The organism is Streptomyces sp. R-07 (assembly GCF_049913175.1).
In the GTDB taxonomy this organism is placed as follows: domain Bacteria; phylum Actinomycetota; class Actinomycetes; order Streptomycetales; family Streptomycetaceae; genus Streptomyces.
The window spans coordinates 7296085-7312436 of record NZ_CP183978.1 but is presented as its reverse complement, the minus strand read 5'-3'; the positions used below and the strand labels follow the sequence as shown (position 1 = coordinate 7312436).

Annotated in this window: 18 protein-coding genes and 2 pseudogenes; 7 read left to right on the top strand and 13 right to left on the bottom strand. The window is 72.4% G+C overall.

Translation table 11 applies throughout. The features are described 5' to 3' along the window. Nucleotides 1–7: 7 nt before the first annotated feature. Both ACN9M0_RS33395 and ACN9M0_RS33390 read right to left on the bottom strand, forming a co-directional pair. Nucleotides 8–862 carry a glutamate ABC transporter substrate-binding protein gene (locus ACN9M0_RS33395; RefSeq protein ID WP_426404741.1) on the bottom strand — a complete coding sequence of 285 codons (855 nt, stop codon included), beginning with the start codon at nucleotides 860–862 and terminating at the stop codon, nucleotides 8–10. A gap of 16 nt (nucleotides 863–878) precedes the next feature. Continuing rightward, a complete protein-coding gene (locus ACN9M0_RS33390) occupies nucleotides 879–1634 on the bottom strand; it encodes an amino acid ABC transporter ATP-binding protein (protein WP_366041632.1) in 756 nt (251 codons plus the stop codon). A gap of 215 nt (nucleotides 1635–1849) precedes the next feature. Here ACN9M0_RS33390 and ACN9M0_RS33385 point away from each other — a divergent pair, with 215 nt between their 5' ends. Together ACN9M0_RS33385 and ACN9M0_RS33380 are read left to right on the top strand one after the other, a co-directional pair. After that, on the top strand, nucleotides 1850–2308 hold the full coding sequence (locus tag ACN9M0_RS33385) for a Crp/Fnr family transcriptional regulator (RefSeq protein WP_366041633.1): 459 nt from the start codon (nucleotides 1850–1852) through the stop codon (nucleotides 2306–2308). 129 nt (nucleotides 2309–2437) lie between these two features. Continuing rightward, entirely contained in the window at nucleotides 2438–3793 is a 1356-nt protein-coding gene (locus tag ACN9M0_RS33380) for a carboxyl transferase domain-containing protein (protein WP_426404740.1), read from the top strand. Here ACN9M0_RS33380 and ACN9M0_RS33375 read toward each other — a convergent pair. From ACN9M0_RS33375 to ACN9M0_RS33365, 3 genes are all read right to left on the bottom strand, one after another. Next, complete coding sequence (locus tag ACN9M0_RS33375; protein ID WP_366041635.1) at nucleotides 3787–4110, bottom strand: plasmid stabilization protein; 324 nt, start codon at nucleotides 4108–4110, stop codon at nucleotides 3787–3789. The two genes, ACN9M0_RS33380 and ACN9M0_RS33375, sit on opposite strands and share 7 nt — an antisense overlap. Nucleotides 4111–4174: 64 nt before the next feature. Continuing rightward, entirely contained in the window at nucleotides 4175–4663 is a 489-nt protein-coding gene (locus tag ACN9M0_RS33370) for an ATP-binding protein (protein ID WP_366041636.1), read from the bottom strand. 72 nt (nucleotides 4664–4735) lie between these two features. After that, on the bottom strand, nucleotides 4736–5155 hold the full coding sequence (locus ACN9M0_RS33365; protein ID WP_366041637.1) for an STAS domain-containing protein: 420 nt from the start codon (nucleotides 5153–5155) through the stop codon (nucleotides 4736–4738). Between the two features lie 214 nt (nucleotides 5156–5369). Between ACN9M0_RS33365 and ACN9M0_RS33360 the strand changes: the two are divergent. Next, a pseudogene (locus ACN9M0_RS33360) lies at nucleotides 5370–5708 on the top strand (isochorismatase family protein); the annotation flags it as partial. Between the two features lie 287 nt (nucleotides 5709–5995). Here the strand turns inward: ACN9M0_RS33360 and ACN9M0_RS33355 are convergent. After that, on the bottom strand, nucleotides 5996–7231 hold the full coding sequence (locus ACN9M0_RS33355; RefSeq protein ID WP_366041638.1) for a serine hydrolase domain-containing protein: 1236 nt from the start codon (nucleotides 7229–7231) through the stop codon (nucleotides 5996–5998). Between the two features lie 197 nt (nucleotides 7232–7428). Here ACN9M0_RS33355 and ACN9M0_RS33350 point away from each other — a divergent pair, with 197 nt between their 5' ends. From ACN9M0_RS33350 to ACN9M0_RS33335, 4 genes and pseudogenes are all read left to right on the top strand, one after another. Beyond that, nucleotides 7429–7821, top strand: coding sequence for a hypothetical protein (locus ACN9M0_RS33350; RefSeq protein ID WP_366041639.1), 393 nt, complete (start codon nucleotides 7429–7431; stop codon nucleotides 7819–7821). Nucleotides 7822–7947: 126 nt separating this feature from the next. Then, complete coding sequence (locus ACN9M0_RS33345; RefSeq protein ID WP_366041640.1) at nucleotides 7948–9336, top strand: MFS transporter; 1389 nt, start codon at nucleotides 7948–7950, stop codon at nucleotides 9334–9336. 131 nt (nucleotides 9337–9467) lie between these two features. Beyond that, the gene (locus ACN9M0_RS33340) at nucleotides 9468–9977 is read left to right on the top strand and encodes an SgcJ/EcaC family oxidoreductase (protein WP_366041641.1); all 510 of its coding nucleotides are present in this window, start codon (nucleotides 9468–9470) and stop codon (nucleotides 9975–9977) included. A gap of 68 nt (nucleotides 9978–10045) precedes the next feature. Then, a pseudogene (locus ACN9M0_RS33335) lies at nucleotides 10046–11188 on the top strand (IS630 family transposase). 71 nt (nucleotides 11189–11259) lie between these two features. On the opposite strand, the gene ACN9M0_RS33330 reads toward ACN9M0_RS33335, so the two are convergent. From ACN9M0_RS33330 to ACN9M0_RS33300, 7 genes are all read right to left on the bottom strand, one after another. Then, nucleotides 11260–11637, bottom strand: a complete 378-nt coding sequence (locus ACN9M0_RS33330; protein ID WP_366042115.1) for a nuclear transport factor 2 family protein — start codon at nucleotides 11635–11637, stop codon at nucleotides 11260–11262. Nucleotides 11638–11831: 194 nt separating this feature from the next. After that, the gene (locus tag ACN9M0_RS33325; RefSeq protein ID WP_366042116.1) at nucleotides 11832–12188 is read right to left on the bottom strand and encodes a DUF805 domain-containing protein; all 357 of its coding nucleotides are present in this window, start codon (nucleotides 12186–12188) and stop codon (nucleotides 11832–11834) included. 115 nt (nucleotides 12189–12303) lie between these two features. Further along, nucleotides 12304–13752, bottom strand: a complete 1449-nt coding sequence (locus ACN9M0_RS33320) for a sensor histidine kinase (protein WP_399697524.1) — start codon at nucleotides 13750–13752, stop codon at nucleotides 12304–12306. Next, nucleotides 13749–14426, bottom strand: coding sequence for a response regulator transcription factor (locus tag ACN9M0_RS33315; RefSeq protein ID WP_366042118.1), 678 nt, complete (start codon nucleotides 14424–14426; stop codon nucleotides 13749–13751). Before ACN9M0_RS33315 ends, ACN9M0_RS33320 begins: the two co-directional genes overlap by 4 nt. A gap of 59 nt (nucleotides 14427–14485) precedes the next feature. After that, a complete protein-coding gene (locus ACN9M0_RS33310) occupies nucleotides 14486–14977 on the bottom strand; it encodes an SAM-dependent methyltransferase (protein ID WP_399697526.1) in 492 nt (163 codons plus the stop codon). Nucleotides 14978–15057: 80 nt separating this feature from the next. Then, complete coding sequence (locus ACN9M0_RS33305) at nucleotides 15058–15417, bottom strand: hypothetical protein (protein WP_426404739.1); 360 nt, start codon at nucleotides 15415–15417, stop codon at nucleotides 15058–15060. A 176-nt stretch (nucleotides 15418–15593) separates the two neighbouring features. Beyond that, nucleotides 15594–16298, bottom strand: coding sequence for a 4'-phosphopantetheinyl transferase family protein (locus ACN9M0_RS33300; RefSeq protein ID WP_426404738.1), 705 nt, complete (start codon nucleotides 16296–16298; stop codon nucleotides 15594–15596). Nucleotides 16299–16352 lie beyond the last annotated feature (54 nt).

The following is a 16352-nucleotide window of genomic DNA, read 5'->3' as shown; positions in this document are numbered from 1 at the left end:
GGCCTGCTCACTTGACGATGACGCCGATCTTCGGGGCGGGCTCGTTCTGGTAGCCGGCGGGGCCGAAGTTCTTCTTGACCGCCGCGTCCCAGGAACCGTCGGCGACCATCTTCTCCAGGGCCTTGTTGATCTTGCCCTTGAGCTCGCTGCCCTTCTGGACGCCGATGCCGTAGTTCTCGTTGCTCATCTTGAAGCCGCCGAGCTTGAACTTGCCCTTGAACTCGGGCTGCGCGGCGTAGCCGGCGAGGATCGAGTCGTCGGTGGTGACGGCGTCGATGACCCCGTTCTCCAGACCGGTCAGGCACTCGGAGTAGCCGCCGTACTCCTGGAGTTGGGCGTTGGGCGCGATCTTGTCCTTGACGTTCTGCGCGGAGGTCGAGCCGGTGACCGAGCAGAGCTTCTTGTTGTTCAGGTCGGACGGCTTCTTGATCGAGTCGTCGTCGGCCCGGATCAGGACGTCCTGGTGGGCGAGGAGGTAGGGGCCCGCGAAGTCGACCTTCTCGGCCCGCTTGTCGTTGATCGAGTACGAGGCCGCGATGAAGTCCACGTCGCCGCGCTGGAGCAGGGTCTCCCGGTCGGCGCTCTTGGCCTCCTTCCACACGATGTCCTTCGGGTCGTGGCCGAGCTGCTTGGCGACGTACGTCGCCACGTCGACGTCGAAGCCGGTGTAGGTGCCGTCGGGGGTCTTCAGGCCGATGCCGGGCTGGTCGAACTTGATGCCGACGGTGATCTTGTCGCCGTTGTCGCGGAGCGCACCGCCGGCCGCGCCGTTCGCGAATCCGGCGGAGGTGAAGGAGAGGACGACGGCCGCGGCGGCTGCGACGGTGGCCCTGCTGGTCCTGAGCGGGTTCATGAGGATCACCTCTGGGCTGAACAGGTCAGTGGTGGAGGATCTTGGACAGGAAGTCCTTGGCGCGCTCGCTGCGCGGGTTGCTGAAGAACTCGTCGGGGGAGGTCTCCTCGACGATCCGGCCGTCGGCCATGAAGACCACGCGGTTGGCGGCGGATCGGGCGAAGCCCATCTCGTGGGTGACGACCACCATCGTCATGCCGTCCCGGGCCAGCTGCTGCATGACCTCCAGGACCTCGTTGATCATCTCGGGGTCGAGCGCGGAGGTCGGCTCGTCGAAGAGCATCACCTTCGGATCCATGGCGAGGGCGCGGGCGATCGCCACGCGCTGCTGCTGGCCCCCGGAGAGCTGGGCCGGGTACTTGTCGGCCTGGGAGGCGACGCCGACCCGGTCGAGGAGGGCGCGGGCCCTTTCCTCGGCCTTCTTCCGCTCCTTCTTTCGGACCTTGATCTGCCCGAGCGTCACGTTGTCGAGGACGGTCTTGTGCGCGAAGAGGTTGAAGGACTGGAAGACCATCCCCACATCGGCCCGCAGGGCCGCCAGTTCACGTCCTTCGGCAGGCAGCGGCCGCCCGTCGACGACGATCTCGCCCGCGTCGATGGTCTCCAGGCGGTTGATCGCCCGGCACAGTGTCGACTTCCCCGAGCCGGAGGGCCCGATGACGACGACGACCTCGCCGCGGTGGATCGTGAGGTCGATGGACTGGAGGACGTGCAGGGGCCCGAAGTGCTTGTCGACCCCACGCAACACGACGAGCTCGTCGCCGCCGTCCGGGACGGGCATGGCACCCTCCTGGGTCACGCCCCCGCTTGCCGCTCCCTCCTCAGGTTCATGCTCCGCCCTCGGCCCGGCGCGCGCACTCCGGACGAAGGGTGTACGGAGGGTGGCCGCGGGACCACCCTGCGCGTCGGCACCCGGTCGGCCGGTCCGAACCCTGCGTACGGGGGCGGGCGGGCCCACACTGGGGGTGGGAGCCGAGTGTGCGAGGAGGGTCCGCCATGAGCAGTGCCGCGCCCAAGGTCAGCACGTTGCCGCCGGAGCACCGGGAGCGCCTGATGGCCTTCGCCGAGGACGTGTACTTCGATTCCGGCCACCGCCTGTTCGAGGAGCAGCAGCACGCCGACCGCTTCTGGATCGTGAAGACGGGCGCGGTGACGCTCGACGCGAAGGTGCCGGGCCGCGGGGCGCCCGTGATCGAGACCCTGCGCCACGGCGAGCTGGTCGGTCTCTCCTGGCTGTTCCCGCCGTATCTGTGCCAGTCGGGGGCCGAGGCGATGACGCCGGTACGGGCGTACGAGTTCGATGCCCCGGCCGTCCGGTCGATGTGCCGCTCGGACACGGAGTTCGGCGCCTCGGTCATGTTCTGGGTCGGGGCGATCCTCGCCCACCGCCTCCATGTGACCCGGGTCCGGCTCCTCGACCTGTACGCCCCGCACGGGAGCGGCATCCTGGCCTGACGGCAGCGGAAGGGGGCACGGTGCCGGGCGGAACCCCGGCGGTACGGTGGCCGTACGGCGCCGCACGACTCCGTGCGCACCCGAGCACCATCCCGTACGCACCTTCCGGCGACGAGCGGCGAGGCCCGCATGAGCGACCCGACGACGGCACGCGAGGCGATCGCCCTCGTCACCGACGACTTCAGCGACCTCCCCTTCGCGGAAGGGCCCTTGACCGGTGACGGGCCGATCGCCTGGCCCGGGTACTCCGCCGCGCACGCCCGCGCCGCCGACCGCACCGGCGAGACCGAGTCGGTGGTCTGCGGCACGGGTGTGGTGGGCGGGGTGACGGCGGTACTGATCTCCTTCGAGTTCCGGTTCCTCGGCGGGTCCCTCGGGGAGCGGACGGGCGCGCGGGCCGCCGCCGCCCACGCCCTGGCGCGGGCGCGCCGGCTGCCCGTGGTCGTTCTGCCCGCCACCGGCGGCAGCCGGATGCACGAGGGCATGCGGGCCCTCCTCCAACTCCAGTACCTGGCCCGCGAGTCGGAGCTCACCCGCGCCGCGGGGCTGCCGCAGATCGCCGTCCTGCGGGATCCGACGACGGGCGGCGGCTGGGCCACGCTCGGCGCCGGCTCCGATGTCGTCCTCGCCCTGCCCGGCGCCCAGGTCGGCTTCGCGGGGTCCCGCGTCCGGCCGCCGGACGCGGACCCGGCCGCGTACACCGCCGAGGCGCAGCTCGCCCACGGTCACATCGACGCGATCGTGCGGCCGGACGCGCTGCGCGAGACCCTCGGGCGCTGGCTCTCCCTGCTCGTCCGCCCCGCCGAGGGCCCGGTCTCGCCGCCCCTCGCACTCGGCGCCCCCGACACGCCGCCCGCCGCGAGCGGCCGGGAGGCCGTGGCGCGCGCCCGGCACCCGGACCGGCCCCGGGCCGCCGCGTACCTCGACGCCCACTTCACCCTGCGCGAGGAGATCTCCGGAGACCGCTGCGGGGGCGTCGATCCGGGCATGCGGTGCGGCTTCGGGCGGCTCCGCGACGGCCGTACCGCGGCCTACGCCGCGCAGTGCGGCACCGCGACCCGCCCGGCCGGCTTCCGCACGGCGGCCCGGCTCGTGCGCCTGGCCGACCGGCTGGGGATCCCGGTGCTCACCCTCGTCGACACACCGGGCGCCGCGAACGACGCCGCGGCGGAGCGCGCGGGCGCGGGGACCGCGATCGCCGATCTGTTCGCCGCCGTCGCCTCCGCCCGCACCCCACTGACCTCGCTGCTCATCGGCGAGGGAGGTTCGGGCGGCGCCCTCGCCCTCGCCGCCCCGGGCAACACCTGGGCCACGCCGGACAGTTACTTCTCCGTCATCGCGCCCGAGTCGGCCGCCGCCATCCTCAAGCGCGCCCCGGACGAGGCCGCGACCACCGCCGACCAGCTCCGCCTGCGTCCCCGGGACCTGGTGGACCTCGGCGTCGTCCGGGGTGTCGTGGAGGGCGCGGTCCCGGGTTCTCAGTGACCCAGGGCCCGTTTCAGTTCGGCCTTGTCCATCGAGGAACGGCCGTGGATGTTGCGGCGCTGGGCCTCGGCGTAGAGCTGGTCGTACGTCGGACCCTGCGAGCCGCTGTGCGAGCGCTTGCCGCCACGGCGCGAGGACGACATGTCCTGCGTCGAGCTCTTGCTCGCGGTCTTCGACTCACCGGACCGCGCCCGCTCCTTGTTCACCGTGCGGGCGGCGATCTCCTCCGCGCGCTTCCTGCTCTCGCCCCGCTCCAGGGCGCTCTCCTTGATGTGCTCGTACTGCCGCTCCCTCTTGGCGTTCGATCCGCGCGGCATGATCCGCTCCTCTCCTTCCGGAGGTGACTGTCCCCCGTGCGGCGCCTGCCCGTCCCCGACCGGTCTAATCCGGTTCGCCCGGCTTCCTCCGGGGCGGGCGGCTGACCTCCAGCCACACCACCTTGCCCACGGCTCCCGGCCCCTTGTCCCGGCTGCCCCAGGCCCCGGCCAGCCGGTCCAGGACCATCAGGCCGTGCCCGCCGGGCAGCGCTGCGGACCGGGGCACCCGCATCCGCGGATGCTCCGGTCCGGCATCGGACACCTCCACGCGCAGCCGCCCCTCCCCGTACCGCAGGACGAACTCCTCGGGGCCGCCGGCGTGCAGACAGGCGTTGGTGACGACCTCCGACACGAGCAGCAGGACGTCCTCGGCCCGCTCCGCCGCCTCCTCGCTGTCCGCCGGGATCCACCCCCAGTCGGCCAGCGCCTCCGCCGTGAAGTCCCGGCAGCGCGAGACGACCCCGCGCGTCCCGTGCAGCACCAGCCGGCGGACCTGGTGCGGGGGGCCGCCGCCGGCTCCGCCCTCTCCGGCTCCGCCTTCGCCCTCAGCCATGCGCTTCTCCACCGTCTCCCGGCCGAGCGTCGTCAGCCATCGGCCTCTCCACCGCCTCCCGGCCCGACACCGTCAGCCATCTGCCCCTCCACCCTCTCCCGGCCGCTCCGCGTCATCGGCCAGTGCCTCGGCCACGTCCCCGTACACCCGGAAGACCGTCCGCGCCCCGGTGATCGCGAACATCCGGTCCACCGGCGGGCGCAGTCCCGCGAGATCCAGGCATCCGCCCGTCTCCCGCAGCCTCAGGCGCGCCCGCAACAGCTCGTTCAGGCCGGTCGAGTCGCAGAACGACAGGCCGGCGCAGTCGACGACGACCCGACGTGCCCCGGCGTGCTCGTCCAGTGCCCGGCGCAGCGGGGCGACCGTGTCGTGGTCGAGCTCACCGCCCAGACCGAGGACCGCCACCGCCTCGGACGTCCCGGGCCGGACCCGGACGACGAACCGTGCGTCGCTGAGCGGCGGCCGTCCGCCCGTACCGCCTTCGGCATCCATGGGCACCCGCCCACCTCCTCTCCCACCCAGTTTCGGACAGGTGGCCGCGATTGACCTCCGCTGGGCCGTGACCAGGGCGGACACCGTCCCGATCGGGTGAACGGCGGGCGCGTGCCCTGCCCGGCGAGCGCCCGGGACGGGCATATGGAGGACATTCTCCCCCGAGGAAAGGCCGCTGCCGTGCGCCGTGCCCTGATCGTCGTCGACGTGCAGAACGGAAGGAGGCGAGTTCCACCCGGAGTTCGCGCCCGTCGTCGACTCCGGCGAGGTCCACGAGGTGTTCTGCAAGGGCGCCCACTCGGCCTCGAAGAGCGGCTTCGAAGGAGCCACGGACGGCGGTACGGCGCTCGGCGACTGGCTGCGGGAGCGCGAGGTCGGCGGGGTCGACGTCGTCGGGATCGCGACGGACCACTGCGTGAAGGCGACCGTGCTGGACGGGGTGCGGGCGGGGTTCGACGTGCACGTCCTGCTCGACTACACGGCGGGGGTGGCCGCCGCGACGACGGCGGACGCCCTCACCGAACTCCGCACGGCGGGCGTCCACCTCCACGGGCACGCCGGTAGTCCTCCCCCTGACCGCCCCGGTCGGGACCGCTTGACCGCGCCGCCGGGCCCGCCGAGCGGCACCCCAGCCCACCCGCGTGGCCCGGCGGCGCGCGGGACGGCGCCCCTTGCCGGGCCCAGGCTTCCGGGCCTGGACCCGCGCCCGGCGTGCGGCGCCGTCGTGCGTTGTGCCCACCCTCCCCCAAGCTCTCGGCTTCGCTTGAGCAGGGGGAACCCCCATCGCCCCTTGCGGAACGCCTGCCCACAACCCGGTGCGGGGTGGGTGTGGGTCCGCCGCTACTTCGGTTCGACCGCGCCCGCGTACACGTGGTCCGGCGTCACGATCTCCGTGATCGCGCGGGCCACCAACGTCGACGGCTCCTGGCCGTCGCTCGAGACGTCCGTGTTGAGCATGAGGACGAGTGTCGCGTCGTGCTCGGGCAGGTAGACCGTCACCGTCTCGTACCCCGGCAGCGAGCCGTTGTGTCCGATCCAGCCGTTGGTCTCCAGGATGCCGAGGCCGTAGGTGGTGCCGGGGAAGCCCGTCGGGAGCGTCATGAGCCGCTGCTCCTGGGTCTCGGGGCTGAGCAGTTCGCCGGTGGCGACGACCTTCGCCCAGCGCCGCAGGTCGTGCATGTCGGAGATCATCGCTCCGGCCGCCCAGGCCCAGCTGGGGTTCCAGTCCGTGGCGTCCACGATCGTGCCGTCGAGCGCCTGGAGGGTGTAGCCGTGGGGGTGCGGCTCGGGGAACTCGGGCCCGGTCGGGAGGAGCGTGTGCCGCAGGTGGGCCGGGCGGAGCACCCGGTTGCGGATGAACTCGGGGAGGGGCTGGCGACTGACCTTCTCGACGACCAGGCCCAGCAGGATGAGGTTGGTGTTCGAGTACTCGAACTTCGCGCCCGGCTGGAAGGTGTTCTTGTGCTTGAAGCCGTACGCGAGCAGTTCCTCCGGGGTGAAGGGGCGCTGCGGGTCGCTGAACAGGTCGTGGATGAAGCCCTCGTCGGAGGTGTACGGGAAGAGGCCGCTGCGCATCTCGGCGAGGTGGCGCAGGGTGATCCGGTGCCCGTTCGGCACTCCGTGGATGTAGCGGGAGATGGGGTCGTCCAGACCGATCCGGTGGTCGTCGACGAGCTTCAGGAGCGCGGTGACGGTGAAGGTCTTGGTCTCGCTGCCGATGCGAATGTAGCCGTCGGTGCTCATCGGTTCGCGGGTGGCCTTGTCGGCGACGCCGGTCGCGCGGACGTAGCTGCCCTTGCCCGGCATCCACAGGCCGACGGCGAGGCCGGGGATGCCGGCCCGCTTGCGGACGTCCTCGATGGTCTTGTCGAGCCGGGCGGTCAGTTCGGGGCCGAGTCCGCCGGGCGGGCAGTCGTCCTCGCCGTGCCGGCCGGCGGCGACCGCACCGACGGCGCCGGCGGTGCCGACGGCGGTCTCGGCGTGGACGGCGGTGGCGGGCACCGCCGTCATCGGGGCCAGCACAGACGCCACGAGCAGTGCGGTGGCGAACAGCCGTCGGGAGGGGGTACGTCGCATGTGGGGGGCGCCTCTTCCGGGTCACGGGCTTCGGGTCACGGGCTTCGGGAGGGCATCATCACCACCGGGAGCCGAGGCGGAGGCGTTCCCGTCCCGCGCGTGCGCGGCGAGTCCACCCGTACGGGGCCACGCGGGTAACCGGGACGGCCGCAGCGACCGGATAATGGCACCCCCGACAACCTGGAGACGAAGGACCGATGACGCTGAAAGAGGGCCGGCGGGTGAAGCTGGCGGTGGACCTCAGGCTGTCCGGGCAGGTCGTCCCGGCCGGTGAACCCCCCGCGGAGGAGGGTGCCGGGGCCGGGTTCCTGGCTCTGGCAGCGGGTATCGAGGGAACCGTCGAGCGGCTGGACGAGGACCGGCCGCAGAGCCAGGAGGTCCGTGAGTACGAGCGGCTCAAGTCCCTGCTCGACGACTTCGGTCACCAGATGCCCCCGGGCAGCAGGGGGCAGTTGGAGGAGCAGGTCGGCTCGCTCGAGCCCGCGTGGACCGCGTACCAGGAACGGAAGCTCCGCCTGACGGTCCGCGTCCGCTTCGACAACGGTTTCGTCCTCGACGACGCCCCCGGAGACCTCTTCCTCGCCCTTTGACGGGCGACCGCCCTTTGACGGGCGCCCCCCGACGGCCGATTTGCGGTCTCGGCAACATTCTTTGCGGCATCCCCTCCCCCGGTCCGAGTCTGGACGTCGTCCGGTCTCGTCGAAGGGGGAACTCACGTGCACACGACATCCCTGGCCGCTCCACCCGCCCCGCTCAGCTCGCGCCGCCGCTGGACGGTGCTCGCGGTCTGCGCGCTGAGCATGTTCCTGGTCGGCGTCGACGCCACCATCGTCAACGTGGGGCTGCCCGAGATCGGGCGTGGGCTCGGCGTCGGCACCCGCGGTCTCGAATGGGTCGTCGACGCCTACACCGTGGTCATGGCCAGTCTGCTCATCGTCTCCGGCGCCCTCGCCGACCGCCTCGGGCGCCGCCGGGTCTTCCGGATCGGACTGCTCGTCTTCGGCCTGGCGTCCCTCGCGTGCGCCCTCGCCCCGTCCCTCGGGGTACTGGTCGCGGCCCGGGCCGTCCAGGGGATCGGGGCCTCGATGCTGAGTCCGGTGGCCCTGGCGATCGTGGTGAACGCGATGCCCGATCCCCGTGAACGGGCCCGCGCGATCGGGGTGTGGGCCTCGGTCTTCGGGCTGAGCATGGCGACGGGTCCGGTCACGGGCGGGGCGCTCATCGCCGCGTTCGGCTGGCGTTCGGTGTTCTGGATCAACGCGCCGGTGGTGGTGGTCGCCCTCCTCCTGGTCACCGTGTTCGTGCCCGAGTCCCGTGGCGAGCGCGCCCGTCGCCTCGATCTGCCGGGTCAGGTGCTCCTCACCGTGGTGCTCTGCCTCACGGTCGGCCTCCTCATCGAAGGTCCCCGCATCGGCTGGACGTCAGCCGCGGCCCTCTCCGGTTACGTGCTGACCGCGGCGGCCGCGGCCGGTTTCGTCCGGGTCGAACTGCGGCGCGACGAGCCCCTGATGGACCTCGGTCTGTTCCGCCGGCCGCCGTTCGTCACGGCGGTGCTCGGCGCGACGGCGGTCTTCGTCGCCCTCAACGTGACCCTGCTGCTCAGCACCCTCTACCTCCAGCAGGCCCGTGGCTGGACGCCGCTGGCGGCCGGCGCCGCGACGCTGCCCATGGCGCTGGGGGCCACGCTGTGCGCGCCCTGGTCCGGCGCTCTGGTGGGCCGTGTCGGGCCCAGGCGTCCGCTGGTCCTGGCGGGCGGGTTCACCGCCGCCGGCGGCCTGTGCCTGGTGGGCCTGGACGGGGACACGAGCGTGTCGCTGATCCTCCTCGCCTTCCTGCTCGTCGGCATCGGGTTCGGCTTCGCCAACGCCCCCCTGACGAACACCGCGGTCGGCGGCCTGCCGCCGTCGCGGGCCGGAGTGGCGGGCGCGATCACCTCCACCTCGCGCCAGGTGGGCGTGGCGGTCGGCATCGCCGTCGCCGGCGGTCTGGTCGCGGGCGCAGCCCCGGCCGGCCTCGCCGCCGCGACCCGCCCGGGCTGGCTGATCGTGTCGGCGTGCGGACTGTTCCTCCTGGTGGTGGCGCGCGCCGCGCGGCCGAAGCGGTAGGGGGGTCTTTCCCGAGACTTGGACGGGCGCTGCACGTCCGCTGTACGGGGGCTGCATCACGCGCGGCGAGAGTGGCAGCACCCGAACGCAGCGGCGTTCGGGGCCCGTTCACTCGACGCAGGAGTCCGAAGATGAAGCGCATGTCCCGTACCCGTGCCGTCCTCACCGGCGGTGTCGCCGTGGCCGCCGTCGGCACGCTCGTCGCCGGGGTCGGTGTGGCACAGGCCGGCGAGAAGGGCGACCGGCGCGGCAAGGTCGGTGAGCGGGAGATCGCCGCCCTGTTCGACCGGTGGAACGCGGCGCTGCGCTCCGGCGACCCGGAGCGGGTCACCGACCTGTACGCCGAGGACGCGGTCCTGCTGCCGACCGCCTCCCCGCGGATCCGTACCGACCACGCGGAGATAGCCGACTACTTCGCGCACTTCCTGCAGAAGAAGCCGAGGGGCGAGAAGATCCGCTCGGAGATCAACGTCCTCGACGCGGACTCGGCGATCGACGCCGGCCTCTACCGCTTCCACCTCACCGACCCGAAGACCGGTGTCACCGAGCCGGTCGACGCCCGCTACACCTACGTGTACGAGAAGCGCGACGGCCGGTGGCTGATCGTCAACCACCACTCCTCGGTGCTCCCGGCTGCCTAGTGCTCTGCCCGGGAGGGTTCGCCGGGTTGGTGGTCGCGACGGCTGGATGTGCGGTGACGTCCGATCCGATCGCTGGAGGCGCGGAGGCTGAGCCTGTCCGTGTACGCGGACTGACCGACCAGGAGGGGCAGAAGCTGCAGCAGATCGTGCGCCGGGGCAGCACGAGTTCGGTGCGCTACCGGCGCGCGATGATGCTGCTCGCCTCGGCAGGCGGGAACCGGATGCCGGTGATCGCCCAGCTGGTCCAGGCCGACGAGGACACCGTGCGCGATTGATCCACCGGTTCAACGAGATCGGCCCGACCTGCCTGGACCCTCAGTGGGCGGGAGGCCGTCCCCGCCTACTCAGTCGTGACGGCGAGGACTTCGTCATCCGGACGGCCACCGCCCGCCCCAGCAAGCTCGGCCAGCCCTTCACCCGCTGGTCGATCCGCAAACTCGCCGCCTACCTGCGGAGAGTGCACGGACGTGTCATCCGCATCGGCCGTGAAGCCTTACGGTGCCCGCTCCGGCGCCGCGGCATCACCTTCCAGCGCACCAAGACCTGGAAGGAGTCACCCGACCCTGATCGCGACGCCGAGCTCGACCGGATCGAGCCGGTGCTGGAACGCTTCCCGGACCGGGTCTTCGCCTTCGACGAGTTCGGGCCCCTGGGGATCCGGCCCACCGCAGGCTCCTGCTGGGCGAAGCAAGGCAAGCCCGACCGGCTGCCGGCGACCTACCGCCGCACCCACGGCGTCACCTACTTCCACGGCTACTACTCCGTGGGCGACGACCGCTTGTGGGGGGTCAACCGCCGCCGCAAGGGCACCGCCAGCACCCTGGCCGCGCTCAGGTCGATCCGCGCCGCCCGACCCGACGGCGCCCCGACCTCCATCGTCCTGGACAGCCTCTCCGCCACACCGGCGCGGACATCCGCCGCTGGGCGAAGAAGAACAAGGTCGAGTCGAGCTGTGCTTCACCCCGACCCACGCTTCCTGGGCCAACCCGATCGAGGCCCGCTTCGGCCTGCTGCGGCAGTTGACCCTGGCCAACTCCCACCACCGCAGCCACCCCGCGGGCAAACCCAGTCACTGCACCGCTACCTGCGCCGGCGCAACACCAACGCCCGCCACCCCGGACGTACTCGCCGCCCAACGCAAGGAACGCGCCCGCATCCGCAGCGAAAAGGGCATCCGCTGGGGCGGACGCCCCCTCAACACCGCAGCCTGACCAACCGCGAACAGCAGCCCCCGAACGCCGACGGGGCGAGTTCAGGAGAAGGACAGCGACAGAAGGATGACTCAGGAGGCGGACGGCTCGATCTCCCCCGCGAAGACGATGACCTGGTCGATGAGGCTCCGTCGCAGATGGACGACGTCCGTTCCCGCCAGGCGGGGGCCTCCATCAGGCGTGGTGAAGACCCACTGGTACCGGGCCCATTCGTGAGGCATGTCCACCCCTGAGCAGCGCACCATCGTGCCGGTCCCCGCCGGGTGGCGCCGGATGTCCAGCACGAACCGCTCGACCGCCGCGATTCCTTCGCTGCGACCCAACGGTCCCCAGAAGACCACGTCTGAGGTCAGGGCCTGGGAGAGCAGGGCAGTCACATAGCTGTCGTCCGAGGCGTTGAACGCGGAGATGAACGTGTCGATCGCGGAGCGTGCGGTCTCTTCCTGCATGCCCCAGTAATACCAGCCGTTTCGCGCGCGCTCGTCCCACGAGCCGCCTTCCGATCACGGTGAACCATCCCGGTCACAGCACTAGGGTCGTGTCCGGAAGCGCGGCGGACGCGACCGCCGCGCCGGCTCCCTGCACGCGCGAAACCCCTGGAGGTGGACCTTCCAGGGGTTTCGGCGCAAGGGGACGCGGACCGTCAGTAGGCCACGGCCGCCTTCGGGTTCGGACCGTAGGCGTTCTGGGCCTGCTCGCCCTCGGTGGCGAGGAAGACGATCAGGATGATGCAGCCGACCGCCGGAATCAGGCTGATGAGGACCCACCAGCCGGAGCGGCCGGTGTCGTGCAGGCGGCGGACCATCACGCCCAGGTGCGGCAGGAGCACGGCCAGGAAGTAGATCGGGTACAGCAGCGGGAAGGTGCCGATCGCGAGGTCGACCGCCAGGACGACGACCACCGCGATGATGTTGAAAAGCAGGAACATCCAGTGTTCCTTGCGGCGCGCACGTCCACTGAACACCACGTACTTCTTGAGGACTTCGAGGTACCAGTTCACATTTTCCCCCAATGGTCAGATATCGCGAGCGGGAGCCTGTCCCCGCGGAGCAAGCTTTGCGCAAGATCGATCGGATTGCTTTCGCTTCGGGGAATCCATGGCCTGGCCGACGTGATCAGCGGTCGAATCCGCCGCGGCGAGGCGTCACGGTCCTCAGTCCGATCCGTACGCACAGTCCGCCGCCCGGCGCGTCCCGCAGGGCGACCCCGCCGCCGTCGTCCGTGACCAGCTGCTTGACGATGGCGAGGCCCAGGCCGGAACCCGAGCGGCCGGTCAGTCCCTGGCCGCGCCAGAACCGGTCGAAGGCGCGGGCCTGTTCGGCGGCGGACATGCCGGGGCCCTGGTCGAGGACCTCCAGGACCGCCTCCTCCGGGCCGCCCGTCTCCACCCGTACCGTGATCGTCCCCCGGTCCGGGGAGACCGCCAGTGCGTTGGAGAGCACGTTGTCGAGGACCTGGTCGAGGTTGCCGGGCCCGGCCAGCACCCGCGGCAGGTCCTCGGCGTCGCCGGTGAGGACGATGGCCACCCCGCGTTCGTCGGCGGCCGGGCGCCAGACCTTCAGCCGCTCCTCGACCAGTTCGCGCAGCGCCAGCGGTTCGGGCGCGGACACCTTCGCCTCGGCGCGGGCGAGTACGAGCAGGCCGCTGACCAGGCGGCTCATCCGTACGACCTCGGAAGTGGCCTGCTCGACGTCCTCGCGGACGAACTCGTCGTCGACGCCGTCCGCGATGTTGTCGAGGGAGAGCCGCAGCGCCGTCAGCGGGGTCCGCAGTTGGTGCGAGGCGTCGGCGACGAAGATGCGCTGCGAGGCGACGAGGGTGTCGAGGCGCTCGGCACCCTGGTTGAGGGTGCGGGCCAGGGTCTGGGTCTCCCGCGGGCCCGTGACCGGCGAGCGGGCGGTGAGATCGCCGTCGCCGAACCGGCTGGCCATGTCGTTCAGCTGGCGCAGCGGCTTGGTGAGCAGCCGCGCCACGATCGCGCCGAGACCGGCGGCGACCGCGAGCACGCCGACCGCGAGGACGGCCCGGAAGCCCCAGATCCGCCACAGCCGGTCGCTCAGGTCGGCGGTCGCGTACCGGACGCGCACCGCGCCGACGATCCGGTCCGCCGGGGCGGGCCCCGCCACGGACTCTTCGTCGGCGTCTCCCCCTGCCGCTCCCCCGCGCGCGTACACGGGCACGGTGACGACCAGTTCCGGTCCCCAGACGAGTCGGGACCCCCAGTCGACGGTGGTCCTGCCGTGGTCGAGGGCCGCGCCGAACGCCGGGTCGTCCGGGTGCGCCGGCAGGGGCAGCGGCGGCAGGGCGCTCCTGCCGTCGGCGGCCACCACCTCCACCGTCCCGGGCGTCTCGTCCGCGTACGCCCCCGCCATCCGGGCCAGTGCCTGCCGGGCGGGCTCGTCGCCGTCCCCGAGGAGCAGCGCCATGGTGGTGGCCTCGCGGCGTACGGACTCCTCGGTGTCGCCGCGCAGTTGGGCGGTGAGGGTGAACGCGACCGGTACGGTGAAGGCGGCGAGCGCCACGGCGACGAGGGCCACGTAGCTGACGATGAGGCGCCTGATCACGGGCGGCCCACGGGCTCCACGACCAGGCGGAAGCCGACACCGCGGACCGCCTCGACGGTCACCGCCCCGGCGAGCTTGCGCCGCAGCGCCGCGACATGGACGTCGAGCGTCTTGGTCGGCCCGAACCAGTTGGCGTCCCAGACGGCCTCCATGATCTGTTCGCGGGACATCAGCGCGCCGGGCTCCTCCGTGAGGAACGCGAGCAGGTCGTACTCCTTGGGCGTGAGCGCCACTTCCGCGTCGTCCACCCACACCCGCGCCGCCTTGCGGTCGACGCCCAGCCGGGCCCCGTACCGCTGGGGTCCCGTGGGCTGGTCCGCCGGCCGCACCCGCCGCATCACGGCCCGGATGCGGGCGATGACCTCGCGCACCCCGAAGGGCTTCGATACGTAGTCGTCGGCGCCGATCTCCAGGCCGACGACCCGGTCGGTCTCGTCGCTGCGGGCGCTGATCACGATGATCGGTACGTCACCGCGCTTCCGCAGGGCCCGGCACACGTCGAGCCCGTCGGTGTCGGGCAGGCCGAGATCGAGGAGGACCAGGTCGTACGGCGTGGTGACGGCGAGCCCCGCCGTCCCCGTGGTGACCCACTCCACCTCGAACCCGTAGCGCAGCAGCCCGCGTCGCAGGGACTCCGCGACCGGCTCGTCGTCTTCCACAAGGAGTACACGCACGGAGCAACCCTAGTTCGGGCTCCGTACGCCTGTTCACCACCGGAGACCGCGCTCCAGGGTCAGTAGTAGCGGCGCATGATCTCGTCGGCCCAGGCGGGCTGCGTGGTCGGTCCCTGGGGGCCGAACTCCGTCATGTACGGCTTGATGTCGAGGACCGGTGTGCCGTCGACGGCGTCCAGGCCCCGGACGTGGAGGTCCAGCCCGTCCGTGCGGACCAGGCGGCAGCGCGAGACGCCGAGGCGGTTCGGGCGGTTCTTGCCGCGCTGGGCGAAGATCCCGACCAGCGGCCACTCCTCGTTGCCGCGCGGGTGCCGGGCGCCGGTCTCGACGGCGTCGGGCCGCACCCGGTCGAAGTGGTAGACGACCTCCAGGTGCGAGAAGGCGTCCAGACCGGCCAGCGCCTCGGGGCCGAAGGCCTCCGCGTCGATGCGGACGATCGACTCGACGTCCCCCCACTCGTCGTCCCGTACCTCGCCACGCCCGCCCACGACGTGACCCACCGGGTGCGTGACGATCGCGACCGGGGTCTGCCGCGGGTGCTCCTGTGCCATGGGTTCCTCGTTCCCTCGTGGTCGTGGCCGCGCCTCCGGCGAGGCGGGCCCGGGGCACGCTACCCCTCGACGAGGGACCGTCAGATGCCGGGCCCGTACCCCGGGTCGGGGTTCTGCCGTGGATGCCACCAGGCCGCGAGACCCCACAACGCGAGGCCGGCGACGGCGACACAGACGAGCGCCGCGGCCCACGGCCGGAGCCACCGGTTGGCCGCCGCCCAGGTCAGCGGGGGGACGACGAGGCCGGCGAAGAGGATCAGCGGCAGATCGACGAGGATCACGCCCCAGTCCCGGGCGTGCGCCTCGAAGCCTCCGTCGATGCTGAACGCGGCCCGGGGCAGCGCGAAGGCGCCCGCGACCGCGACGCCGACGACGGCGAGCAGGCAGCCGACGGCGCTCTCCGCCCGGTCCCGCGCTTCCTGTGACGGCTTCTCACTCATGCCCGGGACGGACGCGGGACGGCGCCGCCCGGTTCCGTACACCACGCGGTTCCGTACGCCGCCCGGTTCCGCACGCCGCCCGGTTCCGCACGCCGCCCGGTTCCGTACGCCGCAGAGCTCCGTGCGCCGGTACGGCCCCGCTCCCCCGGACCCCGCGTGACGCTCCCGGCTTCCGGCTACCGGGACAGGACGATCGCGGTGAGCACCAGTCCCTCGCGCACGAGCCAGCGCCCGGTGAAGTGGTCGTGCCGGGTCTGTCCGGTCACGGGGCCGGGGACGAGGAGCCGAGCGGTGAACGTTCCCGTATGCGCCGGCCCGTCCGTGCCCACGCCGCCAGGGCCCGCGCCGGCCGGGGCCGGCTCGAAGTGGACCGTCGCCTCGTCGAAGTCGAGTTCGCTCCTGGTCAGCGGGTACCAGGTCTTGAAGACGCTCTCCTTGGCGCTGAACAGCAGCCGGTCCCAGGGGACGCCCGGCGCTTGGTCGGCGAGCGCCTCCAGGTGGCGGCGTTCGCCGGACAGGGACACGCCTTCGAGGACCCCTTCGGGGACGGGTTCGGCCGGTTCCGCGTCGATGCCGATCGACAGGACGTCCTCGGTCCTGGCCAGGGCGGCGGCCCGGTATCCCGCGCAGTGCGTCATGCTTCCGGCGACCCCGTGCGGCCAGCGCGGCTCCCCGCGCGCCCCCGGGGTGAGGGGGGTCTCGGGCAGGCCGAGGCGGCGCAGCGCGAGCCGTGCGCAGAGCCGTACCGTCGCGAACTCGCGCTGTCGCTTGACGACGGCGCGCGCGACGGAGGCGGCCTCCTCGGGGAAGAGCGTGACGGGTTCCGTGTCGTCGCGCCGCCAGGCCGAGGCGACGACGTCCGGCAGCAGGTCCGCGATCACGCGCCGCGCTCCTCGGCCTTCGTCCGCGCGGAGCCGGCGTCGCCGGGCCACTCG